The sequence below is a fragment of the Microbulbifer sp. S227A genome (genome assembly GCF_049800935.1).
This window is the reverse complement of record NZ_JBNAFZ010000006.1, coordinates 308,338-324,413: the sequence shown is the minus strand read 5'-3', so window position 1 is coordinate 324,413 and position 16,076 is coordinate 308,338. Positions and strand designations below refer to the sequence as shown.

At 62.8% G+C, this 16,076-nt stretch carries 13 protein-coding genes; 7 read left to right on the top strand and 6 right to left on the bottom strand.

Annotated features, from left to right (window positions below):
- Positions 1–46 precede the first annotated feature (46 nt).
- The 3 genes from ACP15R_RS16400 to ACP15R_RS16390 all read left to right on the top strand — a co-directional run bounded on the left by ACP15R_RS16400 (position 47) and on the right by ACP15R_RS16390 (position 4,732).
- Positions 47–1,768 (top strand): extracellular solute-binding protein, encoded by a 1,722-nt coding sequence (locus ACP15R_RS16400; RefSeq protein WP_424987544.1) that lies wholly within the window; start codon positions 47–49, stop codon positions 1,766–1,768.
- 106 nt (positions 1,769–1,874) lie between these two features.
- Positions 1,875–3,359, top strand: coding sequence for a glycerol kinase GlpK (glpK, locus tag ACP15R_RS16395; protein ID WP_424987543.1), 1,485 nt, complete (start codon positions 1,875–1,877; stop codon positions 3,357–3,359).
- 227 nt (positions 3,360–3,586) lie between these two features.
- On the top strand, positions 3,587–4,732 hold the full coding sequence (locus tag ACP15R_RS16390; protein ID WP_424987542.1) for an HPP family protein: 1,146 nt from the start codon (positions 3,587–3,589) through the stop codon (positions 4,730–4,732).
- A gap of 43 nt (positions 4,733–4,775) precedes the next feature.
- Here ACP15R_RS16390 and ACP15R_RS16385 read toward each other — a convergent pair whose 3' ends face one another.
- On the bottom strand, positions 4,776–5,951 hold the full coding sequence (locus tag ACP15R_RS16385) for a thiolase family protein (protein ID WP_424987563.1): 1,176 nt from the start codon (positions 5,949–5,951) through the stop codon (positions 4,776–4,778).
- Between the two features lie 92 nt (positions 5,952–6,043).
- Between ACP15R_RS16385 and ACP15R_RS16380 the strand changes: the two genes are divergently transcribed.
- From ACP15R_RS16380 to ACP15R_RS16370, 3 genes are all read left to right on the top strand, one after another.
- Positions 6,044–6,382 (top strand): STAS domain-containing protein, encoded by a 339-nt coding sequence (locus ACP15R_RS16380; RefSeq protein ID WP_424987541.1) that lies wholly within the window; start codon positions 6,044–6,046, stop codon positions 6,380–6,382.
- A 19-nt stretch (positions 6,383–6,401) separates the two neighbouring features.
- Positions 6,402–6,848, top strand: coding sequence for an ATP-binding protein (locus ACP15R_RS16375; protein ID WP_424987540.1), 447 nt, complete (start codon positions 6,402–6,404; stop codon positions 6,846–6,848).
- Between the two features lie 242 nt (positions 6,849–7,090).
- Positions 7,091–8,668 carry a gamma-glutamyltransferase family protein gene (locus ACP15R_RS16370; protein WP_424987539.1) on the top strand — a complete coding sequence of 526 codons (1,578 nt, stop codon included), beginning with the start codon at positions 7,091–7,093 and terminating at the stop codon, positions 8,666–8,668.
- A gap of 13 nt (positions 8,669–8,681) precedes the next feature.
- On the opposite strand, the gene hspQ is transcribed toward ACP15R_RS16370, so the two are convergent.
- Entirely contained in the window at positions 8,682–9,008 is a 327-nt protein-coding gene (gene hspQ, locus ACP15R_RS16365; protein WP_424987538.1) for a heat shock protein HspQ, read from the bottom strand.
- Between the two features lie 238 nt (positions 9,009–9,246).
- On the opposite strand from hspQ, the gene ACP15R_RS16360 reads away from it, so the two are divergent.
- Complete coding sequence (locus tag ACP15R_RS16360) at positions 9,247–9,834, top strand: hypothetical protein (RefSeq protein ID WP_424987537.1); 588 nt, start codon at positions 9,247–9,249, stop codon at positions 9,832–9,834.
- A gap of 45 nt (positions 9,835–9,879) precedes the next feature.
- Here the strand turns inward: ACP15R_RS16360 and ACP15R_RS16355 are convergent, their stop codons facing one another.
- The 4 genes from ACP15R_RS16355 to ACP15R_RS16340 all read right to left on the bottom strand — a co-directional run bounded on the left by ACP15R_RS16355 (position 9,880) and on the right by ACP15R_RS16340 (position 16,052).
- On the bottom strand, positions 9,880–10,488 hold the full coding sequence (locus ACP15R_RS16355) for a LolA family protein (RefSeq protein WP_424987536.1): 609 nt from the start codon (positions 10,486–10,488) through the stop codon (positions 9,880–9,882).
- A gap of 80 nt (positions 10,489–10,568) precedes the next feature.
- Positions 10,569–11,861: a hypothetical protein gene (locus ACP15R_RS16350; protein WP_424987535.1), complete on the bottom strand. Its 1,293-nt coding sequence runs from the start codon at positions 11,859–11,861 to the stop codon at positions 10,569–10,571.
- A gap of 74 nt (positions 11,862–11,935) precedes the next feature.
- Entirely contained in the window at positions 11,936–14,857 is a 2,922-nt protein-coding gene (locus ACP15R_RS16345; RefSeq protein ID WP_424987534.1) for a DNA translocase FtsK 4TM domain-containing protein, read from the bottom strand.
- A 13-nt stretch (positions 14,858–14,870) separates the two neighbouring features.
- A complete protein-coding gene (locus tag ACP15R_RS16340; protein ID WP_424987533.1) occupies positions 14,871–16,052 on the bottom strand; it encodes an aminotransferase class I/II-fold pyridoxal phosphate-dependent enzyme in 1,182 nt (393 codons plus the stop codon).
- Between the last annotated feature and the right edge of the window lie 24 nt (positions 16,053–16,076).

Genomic DNA, 16,076 nt, shown 5'->3' with positions numbered 1-16,076 from the left:
GGGCAGCCCACGACATCAAGTTCAATAACGTCTAGGGAGGACAATCATGAACTTATCCTTGAAATCAACAACCGCTACGGGCGCGTTGATCGCCTGTCTCGCGATGCCGGCATGGGCCGACATGGAGGCGGCCAAGGCATTTCTCGACAACGAGATCGCCGGTGTGTCAGTTCTGGACCGGGCCGGTCAGGAAGCCGAGATGCAGTTCTTTGTCGACGCGGCCAAACCCTTTGCCGGCATGGATATCAAGGTGGTTTCGGAAACCATCACCACCCATGAATACGAAAGCCAGGTGCTCGCCCCGGCCTTTACCGCGATCACCGGCATCACCGTCACCCATGACCTGATCGGCGAGGGCGACGTGGTGGAAAAGCTGCAAACCCAGATGCAGTCGGGCGAAAACATCTATGACGCCTATATCAACGACAGCGACCTGATCGGCACTCACTGGCGCTATCAGCAGGTGCGCAACCTGACCGACTGGATGGCGGGCGAAGGCGCGGATGTGACCAATCCGGGGCTGGATCTGGACGATTTCATCGGCACCCAGTTCACCACCGCGCCGGATGGCAAGCTGTACCAGTTGCCGGACCAGCAATTCGCGAACCTCTACTGGTTCCGCTATGATTGGTTCAACGACGAAAAGAACAAGGCCGATTTCAAGGAGAAATACGGCTATGATCTTGGCGTGCCGGTCAACTGGTCGGCCTACGAGGATATCGCCGAATTCTTTACCGGCCGCGACCTGAGCCATATGGGCGTCGATGGCGATGTCTTTGGCAACATGGATTACGGCAAGAAGGACCCGAGCCTTGGCTGGCGCTATACCGATGCGTGGATGTCGATGGCCGGTATGGGCGATGTGGGCGAACCCAACGGCCTGCCGGTTGACGAATGGGGCATCCGGGTGAACGAGAACAGCCAGCCGGTTGGCTCTTGTGTCGCCCGTGGCGGTGCCACCAATGACGCGGCGGCGGTTTATGCCGTGACCAAGGCGATCGAATGGCTGCAAAAATACTCGCCGCCCGCCGCCGCCGGCATGACCTTCAGCGAAGCCGGACCGATCCCCGCACAGGGCAACGTGGCCCAGCAGATGTTCTGGTACACCGCCTTTACCGCGGCGACGGTGCTGCCCGACTTGCCCGTGATGAACGAGGATGGCACGCCCAAATGGCGCATGGCCCCCTCGCCGCACGGGGTCTATTGGAAGGAGGGCCAGAAGGTCGGCTATCAGGACGTTGGGTCCTGGACGCTGATGAAATCCACCCCGGTGGACCGCGCCAAGGCCGCATGGCTTTACGCCCAGTTTGTCACCTCCAAGACGGTGGATCTGAAAAAGGCGGATGTCGGCCTGACCTTCATCCGTGAATCCACCATCGATTCCGATCACTTCAGCGAACGTGCCGCCAAGCTGGGCGGTCTGGTCGAATTCTACCGCTCGCCCGCTCGGGTGGCATGGTCGCCCACCGGCACCAACGTGCCGGATTACCCCAAGCTGGCACAGTTGTGGTGGCAGAATATCGGCGACGCGATGTCCGGTGCCAAAACCCCGCAGGAAGCGCTTGATGCACTGTGCGAGGCACAGGAAAAGGTCATGGAGCGTCTGGAGCGCGCGGGTATCCAGGGCGATATCGGCCCCAAGATGAACGAGCCCCAGGACCCCGAGTACTGGTATGCGCAGCCCGGCTCGCCGGTTGCCAAGCTCGACAACGAGGACGAAGAGCCACAGACCATCGCCTATGATGAGCTGATCAAATCCTGGCAGTAAGCCGGGCGCGCCGGGGCCCGCAGGCCCCGGCATCATTCGTTTTTCCATTTGACAATCAGGCATGAACGGTCCGGAATTCGCCGGGCATTTCTTGGGGAGAAAACAGATGCCGTTCATTCTGGCGATCGATCAGGGCACCACGTCCAGCCGCGCGATCCTGTTCGATCAGGATCTGAAGATCGCGACCCTGGCACAAGAAGAATTCACCCAGCATTTCCCCGCCAGCGGCTGGGTCGAGCATGATTGCAACGACCTGTGGAGCACGACGCTCTCGACCTGCCGCGCGGCGATGGCGCAGATCGGCGCAACCGCCTCGGACATCGCCGCCATCGGCATCACCAACCAACGCGAAACCACCGTGGTCTGGGACCGCGCCACCGGCAAGGCGATCCATAACGCAATCGTCTGGCAGGACCGGCGCACCTCGGATATTTGCCAGCACCTGCGGGCAGAGGGGCACGAAGCCACCGCAACCGAACGCACGGGCCTGTTGCTCGACCCGTATTTCAGCGGCACCAAGGTGGCGTGGATACTGGATCATGTCGACGGTGCGCGGCAGCGGGCCGAGTCGGGCGAGCTTGCCTTTGGCACGGTGGACAGCTGGCTGATCTGGAACCTGACCGGCGGCAAGGTCCATGCAACCGACGCCACCAATGCCGCCCGGACGTTGCTCTATGACATCCGCAAGGGCCGCTGGTCACAGACCATGTGCGACATGCTGCGCGTACCGATGTCGATGCTGCCCGAAGTGCGCGATTGCGCCGCCGATTTCGGACAGGCCGAGGCCGACCTGCTCGGCGCGCCGATCCCGATCCTTGGCGTCGCCGGAGACCAGCAGGCGGCAACCATCGGCCAGGCCTGCTTTCAGCCCGGCATGATGAAGTCGACCTATGGCACCGGCTGTTTCGCGCTGCTCAATACCGGGGAAACGCCCGTTGTCTCGCAGAACCGGCTGTTGACCACCATTGCCTATCAACTGGACGGCAAACCGACCTATGCGCTGGAAGGCTCGATCTTTGTCGCCGGCGCGGTGGTGCAATGGCTGCGCGACGGGCTGAAGATCATCGCGGCCGCAAACGAAACCCAGCCGCTGGCGGAACAGGCGGATGCCGCGCAGAACCTGGTGCTGGTGCCCGCCTTTACCGGCCTTGGTGCGCCCTATTGGAATGCCGAATGCCGCGGCGCGGTGTTCGGCCTCAGCCGCAATTCGGGGCCGGCGGAGTTCGCCCGCGCCGCGCTTGAGAGCGTCGGCTATCAGACCCGCGACCTGCTCGAGGCCATGCAGGCCGACTGGGGCACCTCGGGCGATACCGCGCTGCGCGTAGATGGCGGGATGAGTGCCTCTGACTGGTCGATGCAGTTTCTCGCGGACATTCTCGGTGCCCAGGTCGACCGGCCCGAGATACTGGAAACCACCGCCATGGGGGCAGCCTGGCTGGCGGGGCAGCGCGCCGGGCTCTATCCCGACATGGACGGGTTCGCCCGCACATGGGCGCTCGAACGCAGCTTTGCCCCCGCCATGAACCCGGACACCCGCGCCGAAAAATACGCCGCATGGCAACGGGCCGTGACCGCCGCGCAGGGGTTCTAGGGGCTTCGCACCTGACCGGCGCGGCGGGCTTGCCGCTCTCGCATGGCATTACAGCGTTGTGACCCGCGGCCAGGCGGCACATCGCGGTTTTGCAAAACCCGCCCGGGACGGGCCGCGCGTTTTACCGATCTGCCGGGGCGGTCGCGTTTGTTCTTATTTGGGCGCGGGCCTTGCCCTTTGCATCAATCGCTGAAATTTTGCGCGAATTCCTTGCAAAGGCCCGACTCGTGCAATTTTTTCGATCACTTGGACCGGCGGTGGCGCAGGTTTCACCGCTGGAAGCACTGCGCGCGGGCGCGGGTGCCCTTGCCGGCCTTGGGCTGACCGGGCTTTTCCTGTTGTCGCCGGGGGTCGATCTCAACCTCGGGCTTTATCTCGTGGCCCCGTTCGGTGCCAGCTCGGTACTGCTGTTCGCGATCCCCAACAGCCCGCTGGCACAACCCTGGTCCGCGATCGTTGGCAACACGGTTGCCGCGCTTGTGGGAGTTGCCGTCTGCCTCTTGATCGCCGACCCGGTATTGCGCATCGCGCTGGCGGTGGGCCTCGCCCTTGCGGCGACGATGCTGTGCCGCGCGGTTCATCCCCCGGCCGGGGCGGTGGCGATGACCGCCGCGATGAATCCCCAGGCGATTGACGCGCTCGGCTTCTGGTTCGCCCTCTCACCCATCGCAGCCGGCACGGTGGCGCTTGTCATCCTGGCCGCGATCTATGCGCGGCTCACCGGTCGCCGCTATCCGTTCCGGCAATTCGACGCCCCCAACCCCCATGGCACCGGCGACCGCCCGCCGCTGGAACGGCTTGGCCTGTCCGAGGGTGAACTGACCCGGATTCTCGACCGCTATCGGCAGTCTTTCAACCTCGGTGTCGAAGCTCTCGCCCGGCTGATCGGTGCCGCGGAGCTGCAAGCCGCGGCTCACAGCACAGGCCCGCTCACCGCAGAGGACATCATGTCGCGCGACCCGGTGTCGATCAGTCCCGACACCGGCCTGTCCGAGGTTGCCGACCTGTTCAGACGCCATCGCTTCACCTCGCTCCCGGTGGTCGCAGGAAACGGGCAGTTTCAGGGGGTGATCTTTCAAATCCACCTGATCAACCAGGCCCGAAACGATGCAATGCGGCTGGATCGCGGCTTTCTGCCCGCTCTCAAACGGCTGCTTGACCGCGACAGGACACGGCCGGTCAGGGCCGGTGACATCATGAATGTCGCGGGGCCGCGCGCCACCACGGGCACCCCGATCGGTGTTTTGCTGGCCATGATGGCGGACGGGGATGTGGATGCGGTGCCGGTGCTCGAACACGGGCGCGTCACCGGCATTGTCACACGCACCGACCTGATTGCCGCGATGGCGCGTCAGGCCGTGCGCCAGGCGTGAACAGGCCGCCGAGACCGCGAGGCGGCCCGGACAGCCAGAGGTATCAAACCCGCTCGATGGCGATGGCAGTGCCTTCGCCGCCACCGATACAGATCGCCGCAACTCCACGCCTGAGATCGCGTTTTTCCAACGCGTTCAGCAAGGTCACCATGATCCGGGCCCCGGAGGCACCAATCGGATGCCCAAGCGCACAGGCCCCGCCATTCACGTTGACGATGTCGCGCGGCAGGCCCATTTCCTTCATGAAGGCCATCGGCACCACGGCAAAGGCCTCGTTGACCTCCCAAAGGTCGACATCGCTTTTGTTCCAGCCCAGCCGGTCGAGCAGCTTTTTCGCCGCCGGCACCGGGGCGGTCGGGAACAAGGCCGGGGCCTGGGCATGCGAGGCATGTCCCAGGATGCGGGCGCGGATGGTCAGGCCGTTGGCTTCCGCGTGGTCGCGCGACGACAGGATCAGCGCCGCGGCTCCGTCGGAGATCGACGAGCTGTTGGCCGCCGTGACCGTCCCGCCCTTGCGAAACGCGGGTTTCAGCATCGGGATCTTTTCGGGGCGCGCCTTGGCCGGTTGTTCGTCGCGGGTGATGATCTCTTCGCCGGTCCGGGCATGCACGGTAAAGGGGGCGATTTCATCGTCAAAGGCACCGCTGCGTTCCGCCGCCAGCGCGTTGTCCAGCGAGCCGATGGCGTATTGATCCTGATCCTCGCGGGTGAACTGGAACGCCTCGGCACAGTCTTCGGCGAAGGTGCCCATCAAGCGGCCCTTGTCATAGGCGTCTTCCAACCCGTCAAGGAACATGTGGTCGATGACCTGGCCATGGCCGATCCGGGCACCGCCGCGCATCTTGGGCAGGATATACGGCGCGCCCGACATGCTCTCCATGCCGCCAACCGCCATGATATCGGTATTCCCCAGGGCGATCTGGTCATATCCGATCATCGCCGCCTTCATGCCCGAACCGCACATCTTGTTGAGCGTGGTCGCCGGCACCTCTTCGCCCAGCCCGGCGGCAAAACCGGCCTGGCGCGCGGGTGCCTGTCCCTGCCCCGCGGGCAGCACACACCCCATCAGCAGCTCGTCAACCGTGTCCGTCCCGGCGCCTTTCAACGCAGCCCGGATCGCCGCCCCGCCCAGATCCGCCGCCTGCACATTGTCGAACACACCCTGAAAACCACCCATGGGCGTGCGCGCCGCGCCGCTGATGACCACCTCTTTCATGATAATCCCTCCATTACCTGTGGGTTGCATACCGAATGGTAAGGATTGCCGTCTAGCGTTTCCTGCACGATCGATGCCTGAAATGGAGCAATCCGGTGAGCCTGACCAGCACAGCAACCGAAACCACCAAGATCATCACCGTCCATGCGGCACGCATTGATGCGGCAATGGCGATTCAGTTCAAGGAAGACATGCGCACACAGGCGGCCGACGGCCCGGCCCGTGTCATCCTCGACCTGTCCGCGGTCGAATTCATCGATTCAAGCGGGCTTGGTGCCATCGTCGCCTCGATGAAACAGCTTGGCAGCGGTCGCAAGCTCGATCTCGCGGGGCTGACCCCGACCGTGGACAAGGTGTTTCGCCTGACCCGGATGGATACGGTGTTCAACCTGTTTGCCTCGCTGGATGACGCCATCGCCACCGAGGTGGGCTAAGTCATCGGAGTCGTTTGTGGTGAGTGGCAAGTGGACAGGCTTTACACACGAGTTCATGGCGACCGAGCTGGACACGCGCGGCGCACTGTCTGACATCATGATGCGCCTGCGCAGGATCGGTGTCTCGCAAGAGCAGATCGGCGCGGTGGAAATCGCGCTCGCCGAAGTGGTCAACAACATCGTCGAACATGCGTATCGCGACATCGCCCATGGTCGCGTGGTGTTTCGTGCGCGCGTGAACGACACCATGCTGCGGGTGCTGCTCGTGGATGCGGGTGCGACGCTGCCCGGTGGCACGTTGCCCGAGGGAAAACCGGCCAATATCGATACACCGTTGGAGGACCTTCCCGAAGGTGGCTTTGGCTGGTTCATGATCCGCGCCCTTGCCCGGACCATCCGTTACAGGCGGATGGGCGGACGAAACCACCTGCAACTGACCTTTGACCTGATCCCCGGCGTCGAATGATCGCGCTTCGGGGCGAACGGCCCGGTTCTCGGGCAGCGCCCCAAAATGGCCCAATTGCCTCCCAACCGCTGACCCAATGAAAGGGCAAAACATAAGGGTAGCTGCAAATGGCTTCCCTTGGTGCCACGTGTCATAGCCCCCACCCAGTACGTGGCACCAAGGAATTTGCGGCAAACGATCCTGCTCATATTGGCATTCTGCGGATCGCCGCATAGGCTCGCCCGACGATTGGGAGAGACAAGATGCGCGATTTTCAGGTTCCGGGGCGTTCCGCCGTTCTATGCACGAACGGCATGTGCGCCACCTCGCATCCGCTGGCCGCACAGACGGCGGTGGATATTCTCAGGCGCGGGGGCAACGCGATGGACGCGGCAATCGCCGGCGCGGTGCTGCTCGGTATTTGCGAGCCCCAGATGACCGGCATAGGCGGCGATTGTTTCGTGCTCTACTCCCCTTCTGGCAGCGATGACATCCTCGCCCTGAACGGTTCGGGCAAGGCCCCCGCCGCGGCGGATGCCAGCCGCCTGCGCGCCGCCGGGCTGACCGCCATCCAACAGGGCAGCCCCGATGCCGTTACCGTGCCCGGCGCGATGGATGCGTTCTGTCACCTGTCGGAAACGGTTGGCGTGCTTGGGCTGGACGCGTTGTTGCAACCGGCTATCCACTATGCCGAGAACGGCGTGCCGGTCGCACCGCGCGTGGCCTTTGACTGGGGGAATGACGCGCCGGTGCTGAACCCACGCGCGCGCGCAAGTTATCTCGTGAATGGCGAGGTTCCCAAACCCGGCCAGCTGTTTCGCGCTCCGGGGCAGGCCGAGGTTCTGCGCCGGGTGGCCAGGGACGGGCGCGATGCCTTTTACACCGGCGAGATCGCCGAAGACATGGTCAATTCGCTCGCCGCGTTGGGTGGGGTCCACAGCCTCGAGGATTTCGCGACCACCGCCTGCGAGGCAACGACCCCGGTCAGCGGCACGTATGGCGGGGTCGAACTGGTCGAGCATCCGCCCAACGGGCAAGGCGCCACCGCAATCCTGATGCTGAATATCCTGTCGCATTTCGACATCGCGGCGATGGATCCGCTGGGGGCCGAACGCGCGCATATCGAGGCCGAGGCCGCCAAGCTAGCCTATGATACCCGCAACCGGTTCATCGCAGATGCAAACCACACGGATCGGCTCGACCACATGCTTGCGCCGGAAACCGCCGCCGCGCTGGCGGCGCTGATCCGGCGCGACAGGGCAATGCCCGCCGCGGCACCATTGGCCGAAGCGGTCCACAAGGACACGATCTATATCACCGTGGTCGACAAGGACCGGATGGCGGTTTCGCTGATCTATTCGATCTTTCACGGCTTTGGCTCGGGGATCGCCACCGACAAGTTCGGCATCCTGCTGCAGAACCGGGGCCAGGGCTTTACGCTCGACGCCGGACACCCCAACGAACTGGGCGGCGGCAAGCGTCCGATGCACACGATCATTCCGGGAATGCTGCGCGAAAACGGCCGCGTGACCATGCCATTTGGCGTCATGGGCGGGGCCTATCAACCGAATGGACATGCGCGGCTGATCAGCAACCTGAGCGATTTCGGCATGGAAATGCAGCAGGCGCTGGATGCGCCGCGCAGCTTTTCGGATGCGGGCGACATGAAGGTGGAGCGCGGATACAGCGACGCGGTGCGCCAACAGCTTGCCGATCTGGGCCATGCCGTTTCGATCCCCGAGACCGCCATCGGCGGTGCACAGGCCATCCGGATCACCGATGACGGCGTGCTGGTGGGCGCGAGCGACCCGCGCAAGGACGGCTGTGCGCTAGGGTACTGACGAAGCGGCTGGGTCAGTTCAGCTGGAAATGCAGCGGATAGGCCCCGTCCTCGAACGGGCCGAACATGTCGGGGATGTCCGGATGGTCAACCGGCTCGCCGGAATAATCCGCGACAAGGTTCTGCTCGGACACGTAGGCCACGTAATAGGACTGATCGTTTTCGGCGAGCAGGTGGTAAAACGGCTGATCACGCATGGGGCGGCTGTCTTCGGGAATGGCCTGATACCATTCCTCGGTATTCGCGAATTCGGGGTCGACGTCGAACACAACACCGCGAAACGGGTGTTTCTTGTGACGGACAACCTGACCGAGATTATATTTTGCGCGCGTTCTCAGCATGACAATGGTGCCCCTACCCTCCTTAAATAGCCTTTTCAAGCCATGCTTGTCCAATAAATGCGTTCAAAATCAAAGAAACAGTCTGTGAACGGCGGCTTGACAGTCTCTGCTGCACAGCGTTTCGGCGGGCACATGCGCGGGCTGGCCAGGCGGGCCACAACCCGATTGATCACGCGGAATTGTGATTCCCACGCGAAGCGTTTTCCGCTAGGGTTCGTTCAAAAAAGGCACGAGGCAGATGAGCAGAACTCTTCGCGCGATGATGCTGTTGCTGATCCTGGCATCCTGCGGTGGCGGTCACGAATCCCCGCCGCGAAACATGGATGACGCATGCAGCATCGCGAAACAGCGACCGAAATACGTCAAGGCGTTCCAGGCAACAGAGCGCCGCTGGGGCGTACCGATGCATGTGCAGATGGCGACCATCTACCAGGAGAGCCGGTTTCGGGGCAACGCGCGCACCCCGTATAACTATGTTCTGGGGGTCATCCCGATGGGGCGGCAAAGCAGCGCCTATGGCTATAGCCAGGCCCTGGACGGGACGTGGGATGATTACCGCAACCAGACTGGCCGCCGCAGCGCCAAACGCGACCGCATCCGCGACGCCACCGATTTCATGGGGTGGTACATGAACCAGAGCCGGGAAAAGAACGGCATCGCCCTGACCGATACGCGCAATCAATACCTGGCCTATCACGAAGGACAGAACGGGTTTGCACGGGGCACCTACAAGAACAAGAGCTGGCTCATGCGGGTCGCGGACCAGGTGCAGGACCGTTCGAACATCTACGCGGCGCAGCTGGCGAATTGCAAATCCATCCGCTGATCGCCGAGGGCGGCGCAACCCGTGCCGCCCGAAACCGGCCACGCATCAGCGATTGGTGCCGCGCCGCCCCCCACCTTGCGAACTGAAGAGCGAACTTCCCAGGTTCTGCCCCTTGGTCAACGCGCCGAGCACAACCGTGGTCTGCCCCCCGGCATTGTCGTGAATGACCCAGCTTCGCAGCTCCAGCGGATTGCCCGAGAATTTCAGGTCGATACGGCCATAATCCGGGTTCTTGGGATCTTGCGCCGTCACCACGGTCGAGGTGCCGTCAAAGCTGTGACCGACAACCATGTTCGCCTGACCCAGGTTCACCCGGCGGTCCAGGATGATCGACAGCGGCGTCCGCTTGAGCGGATAGCTCTCTGGCGGCTGGTTGGATTTCGGGTCGTGGATCACCACGGCGCCGGACCCCGCGACAACCGTTGCGCCGTTGGGGGGATCGTATTCAAACCGCATCCGGCCCGGCCGGTGCAGATAAAGCTGCCCCGTGGATTGGCTGCCATCGTCGTTATACTGCGTGAACGGCGCTGTTACCGTGGTCAGCCCGTTCAGGTAGGTGGATATCGTCGACAGCGGCACCTTGCCCTGCGCCAGGGCCGAGGTTGCCGACAAGGCCAGGACAAGCCCGGCAAAAAGCTTTGCCAAATTGTTCATATCGCCCAGATAACCCCGCCTGAACCGCTATACATCCCCCGATTTCTCACATCGGCGTGTTTTGGCGCGCAAATGCGCAATCAACCGAAATCGTGGTAACCGTCGAGATAGTTTCTCACATCCTGAACCGGTGTGTTTCTGAAGACGATGTCAAAGTCGATATCAGCACCATCATCGACCCTGAGCAACGTATGGGTTCCCCCGGCCCGGCCCTTGAGCGTGAAATCGTCCCGAGACAGGTCCGCCCCGGCAAAATCCAGGCTGTCAGAATAATAGACAAAATCGCGGATCTTGTCGGTTCCGCCGAGCCTGCCGGGTTCAAAGATGAAAACATCCATGCCGCCGCCGCCGATCAGGATGTCGTTGCCCTTGCCGCCCTCCAGCCTATCCCGGCCAAAGCCGCCACGCAGCCGGTCATGGCCAGCGCCGCCCTGCATCAGGTCGTTCCCGTCCCCGCCCAGCAAGATATCGTTCCCCGCCCCGCCGAACAGCTTGTGAATGCCGGGGTCGGAATAGTTCACATTGTCCTGGACACTGCCGATCAGGCGATCGTCGCCGTCCTTGCCAAACAGCCAGTCAGCGCCCTCCATACCCCGCAAGACATCATCGCCCGCGCCGCCATAAAGCCTGTCATCGCCATCCCGCCCGATGATGATATCGTCACCCGCGCCGCCGGACAGGATATTCCTGCCTTCGACACCCATGATCGCGTCATCGCGAACCGAGCCGTGCAGTTTGAACACGTCCCCTTCGAACCCATAGCTCCATCCGGTCAGGTCGATCGGATCGCCATAGATCAGCCTGAGCGCCTGTACATCCAGCGGCCCCAGATCGTCGGTTGGGGTCGATGCGAAATTGTACGACATGACCGTATGGCTGAAATTGTCCAGCGCGGACACGAGCGTTCGCCCGCCGTCATGGGTGTGGGACAACCCTACCGAATGGCCCAGCTCGTGCAGCAGAATTCCGAAATTGTTGCCGGTCAGCTTGTCGCCCCGTGTCACGTCGATCACATAGCCGCCGCTGGAAGAGCTGAAATCTGTCACATAGGGGTAATACGCCCAGCCGCCATAGCCCGACCCGACCACCGCATGGGCCGTGATCATCGCGTCGCCCGTGGTTTCAACAAACTTGATGCCCGAGACTGCCTCGAACTGTGTCATCGCAGAGCGGATAGCGGCTTTTTGCGCGTTGGACATGACCTGAACCGCGTTCGCCGCATAAGGCAGGCTGCCGAGCGACGGCAGGTTGGCCGCGGTATGGAAACTGTAACTTACAAAAACCGGAAACCCGAGATCTTCGGTGGCGTTCCAGCGATACTCTTCAGCATCCAGATAGGCGAGGATCGCCGTATAATCACTAACCACAGGCATACGCCACCCCTCACACACAGTCTCACCAGCCTAGATCATAGCGCCGAACCTCTCGATTTTCCAGACTGTTCTACTCAAGATTGTTCCGGGACCAGAATTTCGCGTTTGCCCACGTGGTTGGCCGGAGACACAAGACCCTCATCTTCCATCTGTTCGACAAGGCGGGCCGCCTTGTTATAACCGATGGCCAGTTTGCGCTGGATATAGCTGGTCGAGCATTTGCGGTCCTGGATCACCACCTGTACCGCCTTGTCATACAGCGCGTCCTCGCCATTGGTGTTGCCACCCAGCCCCAGAACAGCGTCGATATTGCTTTCTTTCTCTTCGTCCGGCCCCTCGACGACACCGCTCATATAGCTGGGCGGACCAAAGGATTTGAGATGGTTGACCACCTCTTCGACCTCTTCGTCCGACACGAACGGACCATGGCAGCGGGTGATCTTGGCGCCGCCCGCCATATAGAGCATGTCGCCCATGCCCAGAAGCTGTTCCGCCCCCATTTCACCGAGGATGGTGCGGCTGTCGATCTTTGATGTCACCTGGAAGGAAATACGCGTGGGGAAGTTCGCCTTGATCGTACCGGTGATCACGTCCACCGAGGGGCGTTGCGTTGCCATGATCAGGTGGATACCCGAGGCCCGCGCCATCTGTGCAAGACGCTGGATGCAGGCTTCGATTTCCTTGCCGGCAACCATCATCAGGTCGGCCATCTCGTCGACGATCACCACGATGAATGGCATTGCCTCGGGGGCGAACTCTTCGGTTTCGAATACCGGATCGCCGGTTTCGTCATCAAAGCCCGTCTGGACGGTCCGGCTGAACATTTCGCCCTTGGCCAGCGCGTCACGCACCCGGCCGTTATAGCCTTCGATGTTGCGCACACCCATCTTGGACATCTTGCGATAGCGGTCTTCCATTTCGCCCACGACCCATTTCAGGGCCACCACGGCCTTTTTCGGATCGGTCACAACCGGCGACAGCAAATGCGGGATGCCATCATAGACCGACAGCTCCAGCATCTTGGGGTCGATCATGATCAGGCGGCATTCTTCCGGCGTCAGCTTGTACAGCAGGCTCAGGATCATGGTGTTGATCGCAACCGACTTGCCCGAACCGGTGGTTCCGGCGATCAGCAGGTGGGGCATCTTGGCAAGGTTGGCAACAACCGGATCGCCGCCGATATCCTTGCCCAGTGCCAGCGGCAGGCGCATGTTGCTGTCGCCGAAATCGCGCGCCGCCAGAACTTCGCGCAGAACGCACATCTCGCGGTTTTCGTTGGGCAGTTCGATACCAATGACCGAGCGGCCCGGCACCGTGCTGACCCGTGCCGACAGCGCCATCATCGAGCGCGCGATATCGTCCGAAAGGCCGATCACCCGGCTCGCCTTGAGACCCGGCGCGGGTTCAAGCTCGTACATGGTCACCACCGGGCCGGGGCGCACGCTGACGATCTCGCCCTTGACGCCGTAATCATCCAGCACGTTTTCCAGCATCCGCGCGTTTTCCTCGAGCGCCTCGTCGCTCAGGTGATGGCGCTTGATGGTGGATGGATCGCTCAGCAGGTTGAGCGGCGGGATCTCGAAATCCGAGCCGTTTTCCTCGAATGCCAACGCCGGCTGGGCCTCGGCCTGGGCGCGGCGCGACGGCGTGGGGGTCTTGCGCAGCGGGTTCAGCACGACCTTGCGCGGTTCGACCGTCGGGATTGGCGGCAGCTCGGGTTTCGCCGGTTCCGCAAGGGGCAGGATGTCATCGGGATCCTCGGCCTCGATCACCGCGTCCTCGGGCGCAAGCATCGCCGGGTCGATCAGGGTCGGCTCGGGCACAGGCATGGCGGCGGGTGCGCGCAGCATGGGTTCCGGCGGCAATTCCGCCTGCGCAGCGGTCAGCGGCGGCTCGGCCCGCAGGCCCGTGGCGCGCGACGTATCCAGCAGCAACGGGTCGGGACCACGCCCGCGCCCTTTGGTCAGCGGACGCGTCGGATCGGGTTTGGGTTCGCCGGGGCGCAGCCGCGAACGCACCGCATCGGCGATCTTGGCGCGGATACGGTCATCACCCGGCATGTCGTCATAGCCGTTGATCTCTTCCGCCGCCTCGACCAGCTCGGCCTGGGGCATCGGATCGGCGCGGCGGATCAGCGACGGCATGCGCGACAGGAACCCGCCCCGCTCTTCGCGTGCGTCCTCATGGTCATAGTCCTCTACCACGTCGAGCTCCGGGTCCTCGGCCACCCGGCGAATGGTAAAGGCATCGGTATTATCGTCCTGGTATTCGACATCCGCGCGCGAAATGCGACGCTCGGCGAACTGGGCCGCACGTTCCCGCGCGACCCCGGCAGCAGAGACCGCCCCGCGGCCAAGCGCCGTACGCAGCCAGCTATAGCCCATGATCAGCCCATAGAGCGACAGGCGCAGGCCCCGGCCAAGCTCGGCACGGGTAAAGCCGAACACGTAGGCCGCCAGCCACACCATGCAGATCGCCGTCAGGAACGACATCAGCTTGAGCGCGAGATGCGATCCGATGGGCAGCAGGGTCAGCAGCAATCCCATGACCGTATCGCCAAACAGCCCGCCCAGCCCAAAGCTGTGGGTCGCACGCCATTCCGCATCCGGCACCAGCGTCGCGGCATAGATCGAAGCCAGGGCGATGGCGATCGGCGCAAAGATCACACGGCCCATCGCGCGATCTTCGCCGGAATGGAACGCAAAACGCGCCCCCCAGACCAGGCAGACCAACGCGATGCCCCAGCTTCCCCAGCCGACGATCATGAACAAAGGTGCCGCGACCGAGGCCCCAAAGGAGCCAAGCCAGTTCTGAACCGGCGCATCGGTCGACACCATCCAGTTGGGATCGTCCGGAGTATACGAGGCAATCATCGACGCAGCCGCAAGACCCAGACAGATCAGCACGATCCCCAGCAATTCCTTGCCGCGTTTTTCGATTGCCGCCTGCATGTTGCTGTCCAGCAAAGGATCCCGACTGCGTGTGTGATATGCCATAACTACCCTCGATTTACCTGTACAAGCAGTCGCGCAGCTTGATCAGCCCGCCCTGCGTGTCGTCTTTTGGGGCCACCATCGCGACCCGGATGTAACCTTCGCCCGGGTTGTTCCCCGGACTTCCCTGCGCGAGATACGCCCCCGGCAGGACGCGAACCCCGGTTTCCTTCCACAGCCTCAACGCCGCCGCCTGGCCATCCTCGACCGGCAACCAGAGGAAAAACCCCGCCTCGGGCGGCATGTAGCCCTGCACCGACGCGAACACCTCGTCGGCAATGGCATATTTTTCCCGGTACAGCGCCCGGTTCTCAGCCACATGATCCTCATCCGCCCAGACCGCGGCGGCGGCGGCCTGCAACGGCGCGGGCAGCGGTGCGCCCGCATAGCTGCGCAACAGCTTGATCTGCGCAATGCTCTCGGGCCCTCCGGCCACGAATCCCGAGCGCAGCCCCGGCAGGTTGGATCGCTTGGACAGCGAGTGAAAGATCGTCACCCGCTCCGGATCGGCGCCCATCTCTTGTGCGACCTGCAAGGCACCGGGCGGCGGCGTGTCACGGTAAATCTCGGAGTAACATTCATCCGCGAAGATGCGGAAATCATATTGCTCGGCGAGCGATATCAGGTTGGCCCAGTAATCCCGGCTAGCCACCGCACCCTGCGGGTTGGCGGGGGAACAAACATAGACGATGGCGGTTCGGTTCAACATCTCCGCCCCGACCGAGGCATAGTCCGGCAAATGTCCGGTCGCGGCGGTGGCCGGCACAAAGATCGGATCGGCCCCCACCGAAATCGCCGCCACCATGTAGACCTGGTAAAACGGGTTCGGCGTCAGGATTGCCGGTTTCTGACCGTTCTTGCCCTCGGGGCACAGCGCCATTGCCGCATTGTACAGCCCCTCGCGCGTGCCGTTCAGCGCCATGACCTGCCGGTCCGGATCCAGTGTCACACCATTGCGGCGCGCGATCCAGCCGGCGATCGCGCCGCGCAGCGCATCATCCCCGTCATTCGCGGGGTAAGAGTTGAAACCGGCCGCATTCTTGACGATGACATCCGTAACCCATTGGGGAAAATCGTGTTTCGGCTCGCCAATTGTCATGTGCACGACATCGCCGCCGGGCGTATGAACGTCCAGAAGCGCGCGCAGACGCGGGAATGCGTATTCCGGTAGGTTCGAGAACCGCTCGGGAAGATTCATGTTGTTGCCTCAGGTCGGGATCAT

Bases quoted from the DNA above. Each gene is read 5' to 3' on its own strand.
- ACP15R_RS16350 (WP_424987535.1), bottom strand. From the start codon at position 11,861: ATGCCTGTGGTTAGTGATTATACGGCGATCCTCGCCTATCTGGATGCT.
- glpK (WP_424987543.1), top strand. From the start codon at position 1,875: ATGCCGTTCATTCTGGCGATCGATCAGGGCACCACGTCCAGCCGCGCG.
- ACP15R_RS16355 (WP_424987536.1), bottom strand. From the start codon at position 10,488: ATGAACAATTTGGCAAAGCTTTTTGCCGGGCTTGTCCTGGCCTTGTCG.
- ACP15R_RS16400 (WP_424987544.1), top strand. From the start codon at position 47: ATGAACTTATCCTTGAAATCAACAACCGCTACGGGCGCGTTGATCGCC.
- hspQ (WP_424987538.1), bottom strand. From the start codon at position 9,008: ATGCTGAGAACGCGCGCAAAATATAATCTCGGTCAGGTTGTCCGTCAC.
- ACP15R_RS16370 (WP_424987539.1), top strand. From the start codon at position 7,091: ATGCGCGATTTTCAGGTTCCGGGGCGTTCCGCCGTTCTATGCACGAAC.
- ACP15R_RS16340 (WP_424987533.1), bottom strand. From the start codon at position 16,052: ATGAATCTTCCCGAGCGGTTCTCGAACCTACCGGAATACGCATTCCCG.
- ACP15R_RS16345 (WP_424987534.1), bottom strand. From the start codon at position 14,857: ATGGCATATCACACACGCAGTCGGGATCCTTTGCTGGACAGCAACATG.
- ACP15R_RS16360 (WP_424987537.1), top strand. From the start codon at position 9,247: ATGAGCAGAACTCTTCGCGCGATGATGCTGTTGCTGATCCTGGCATCC.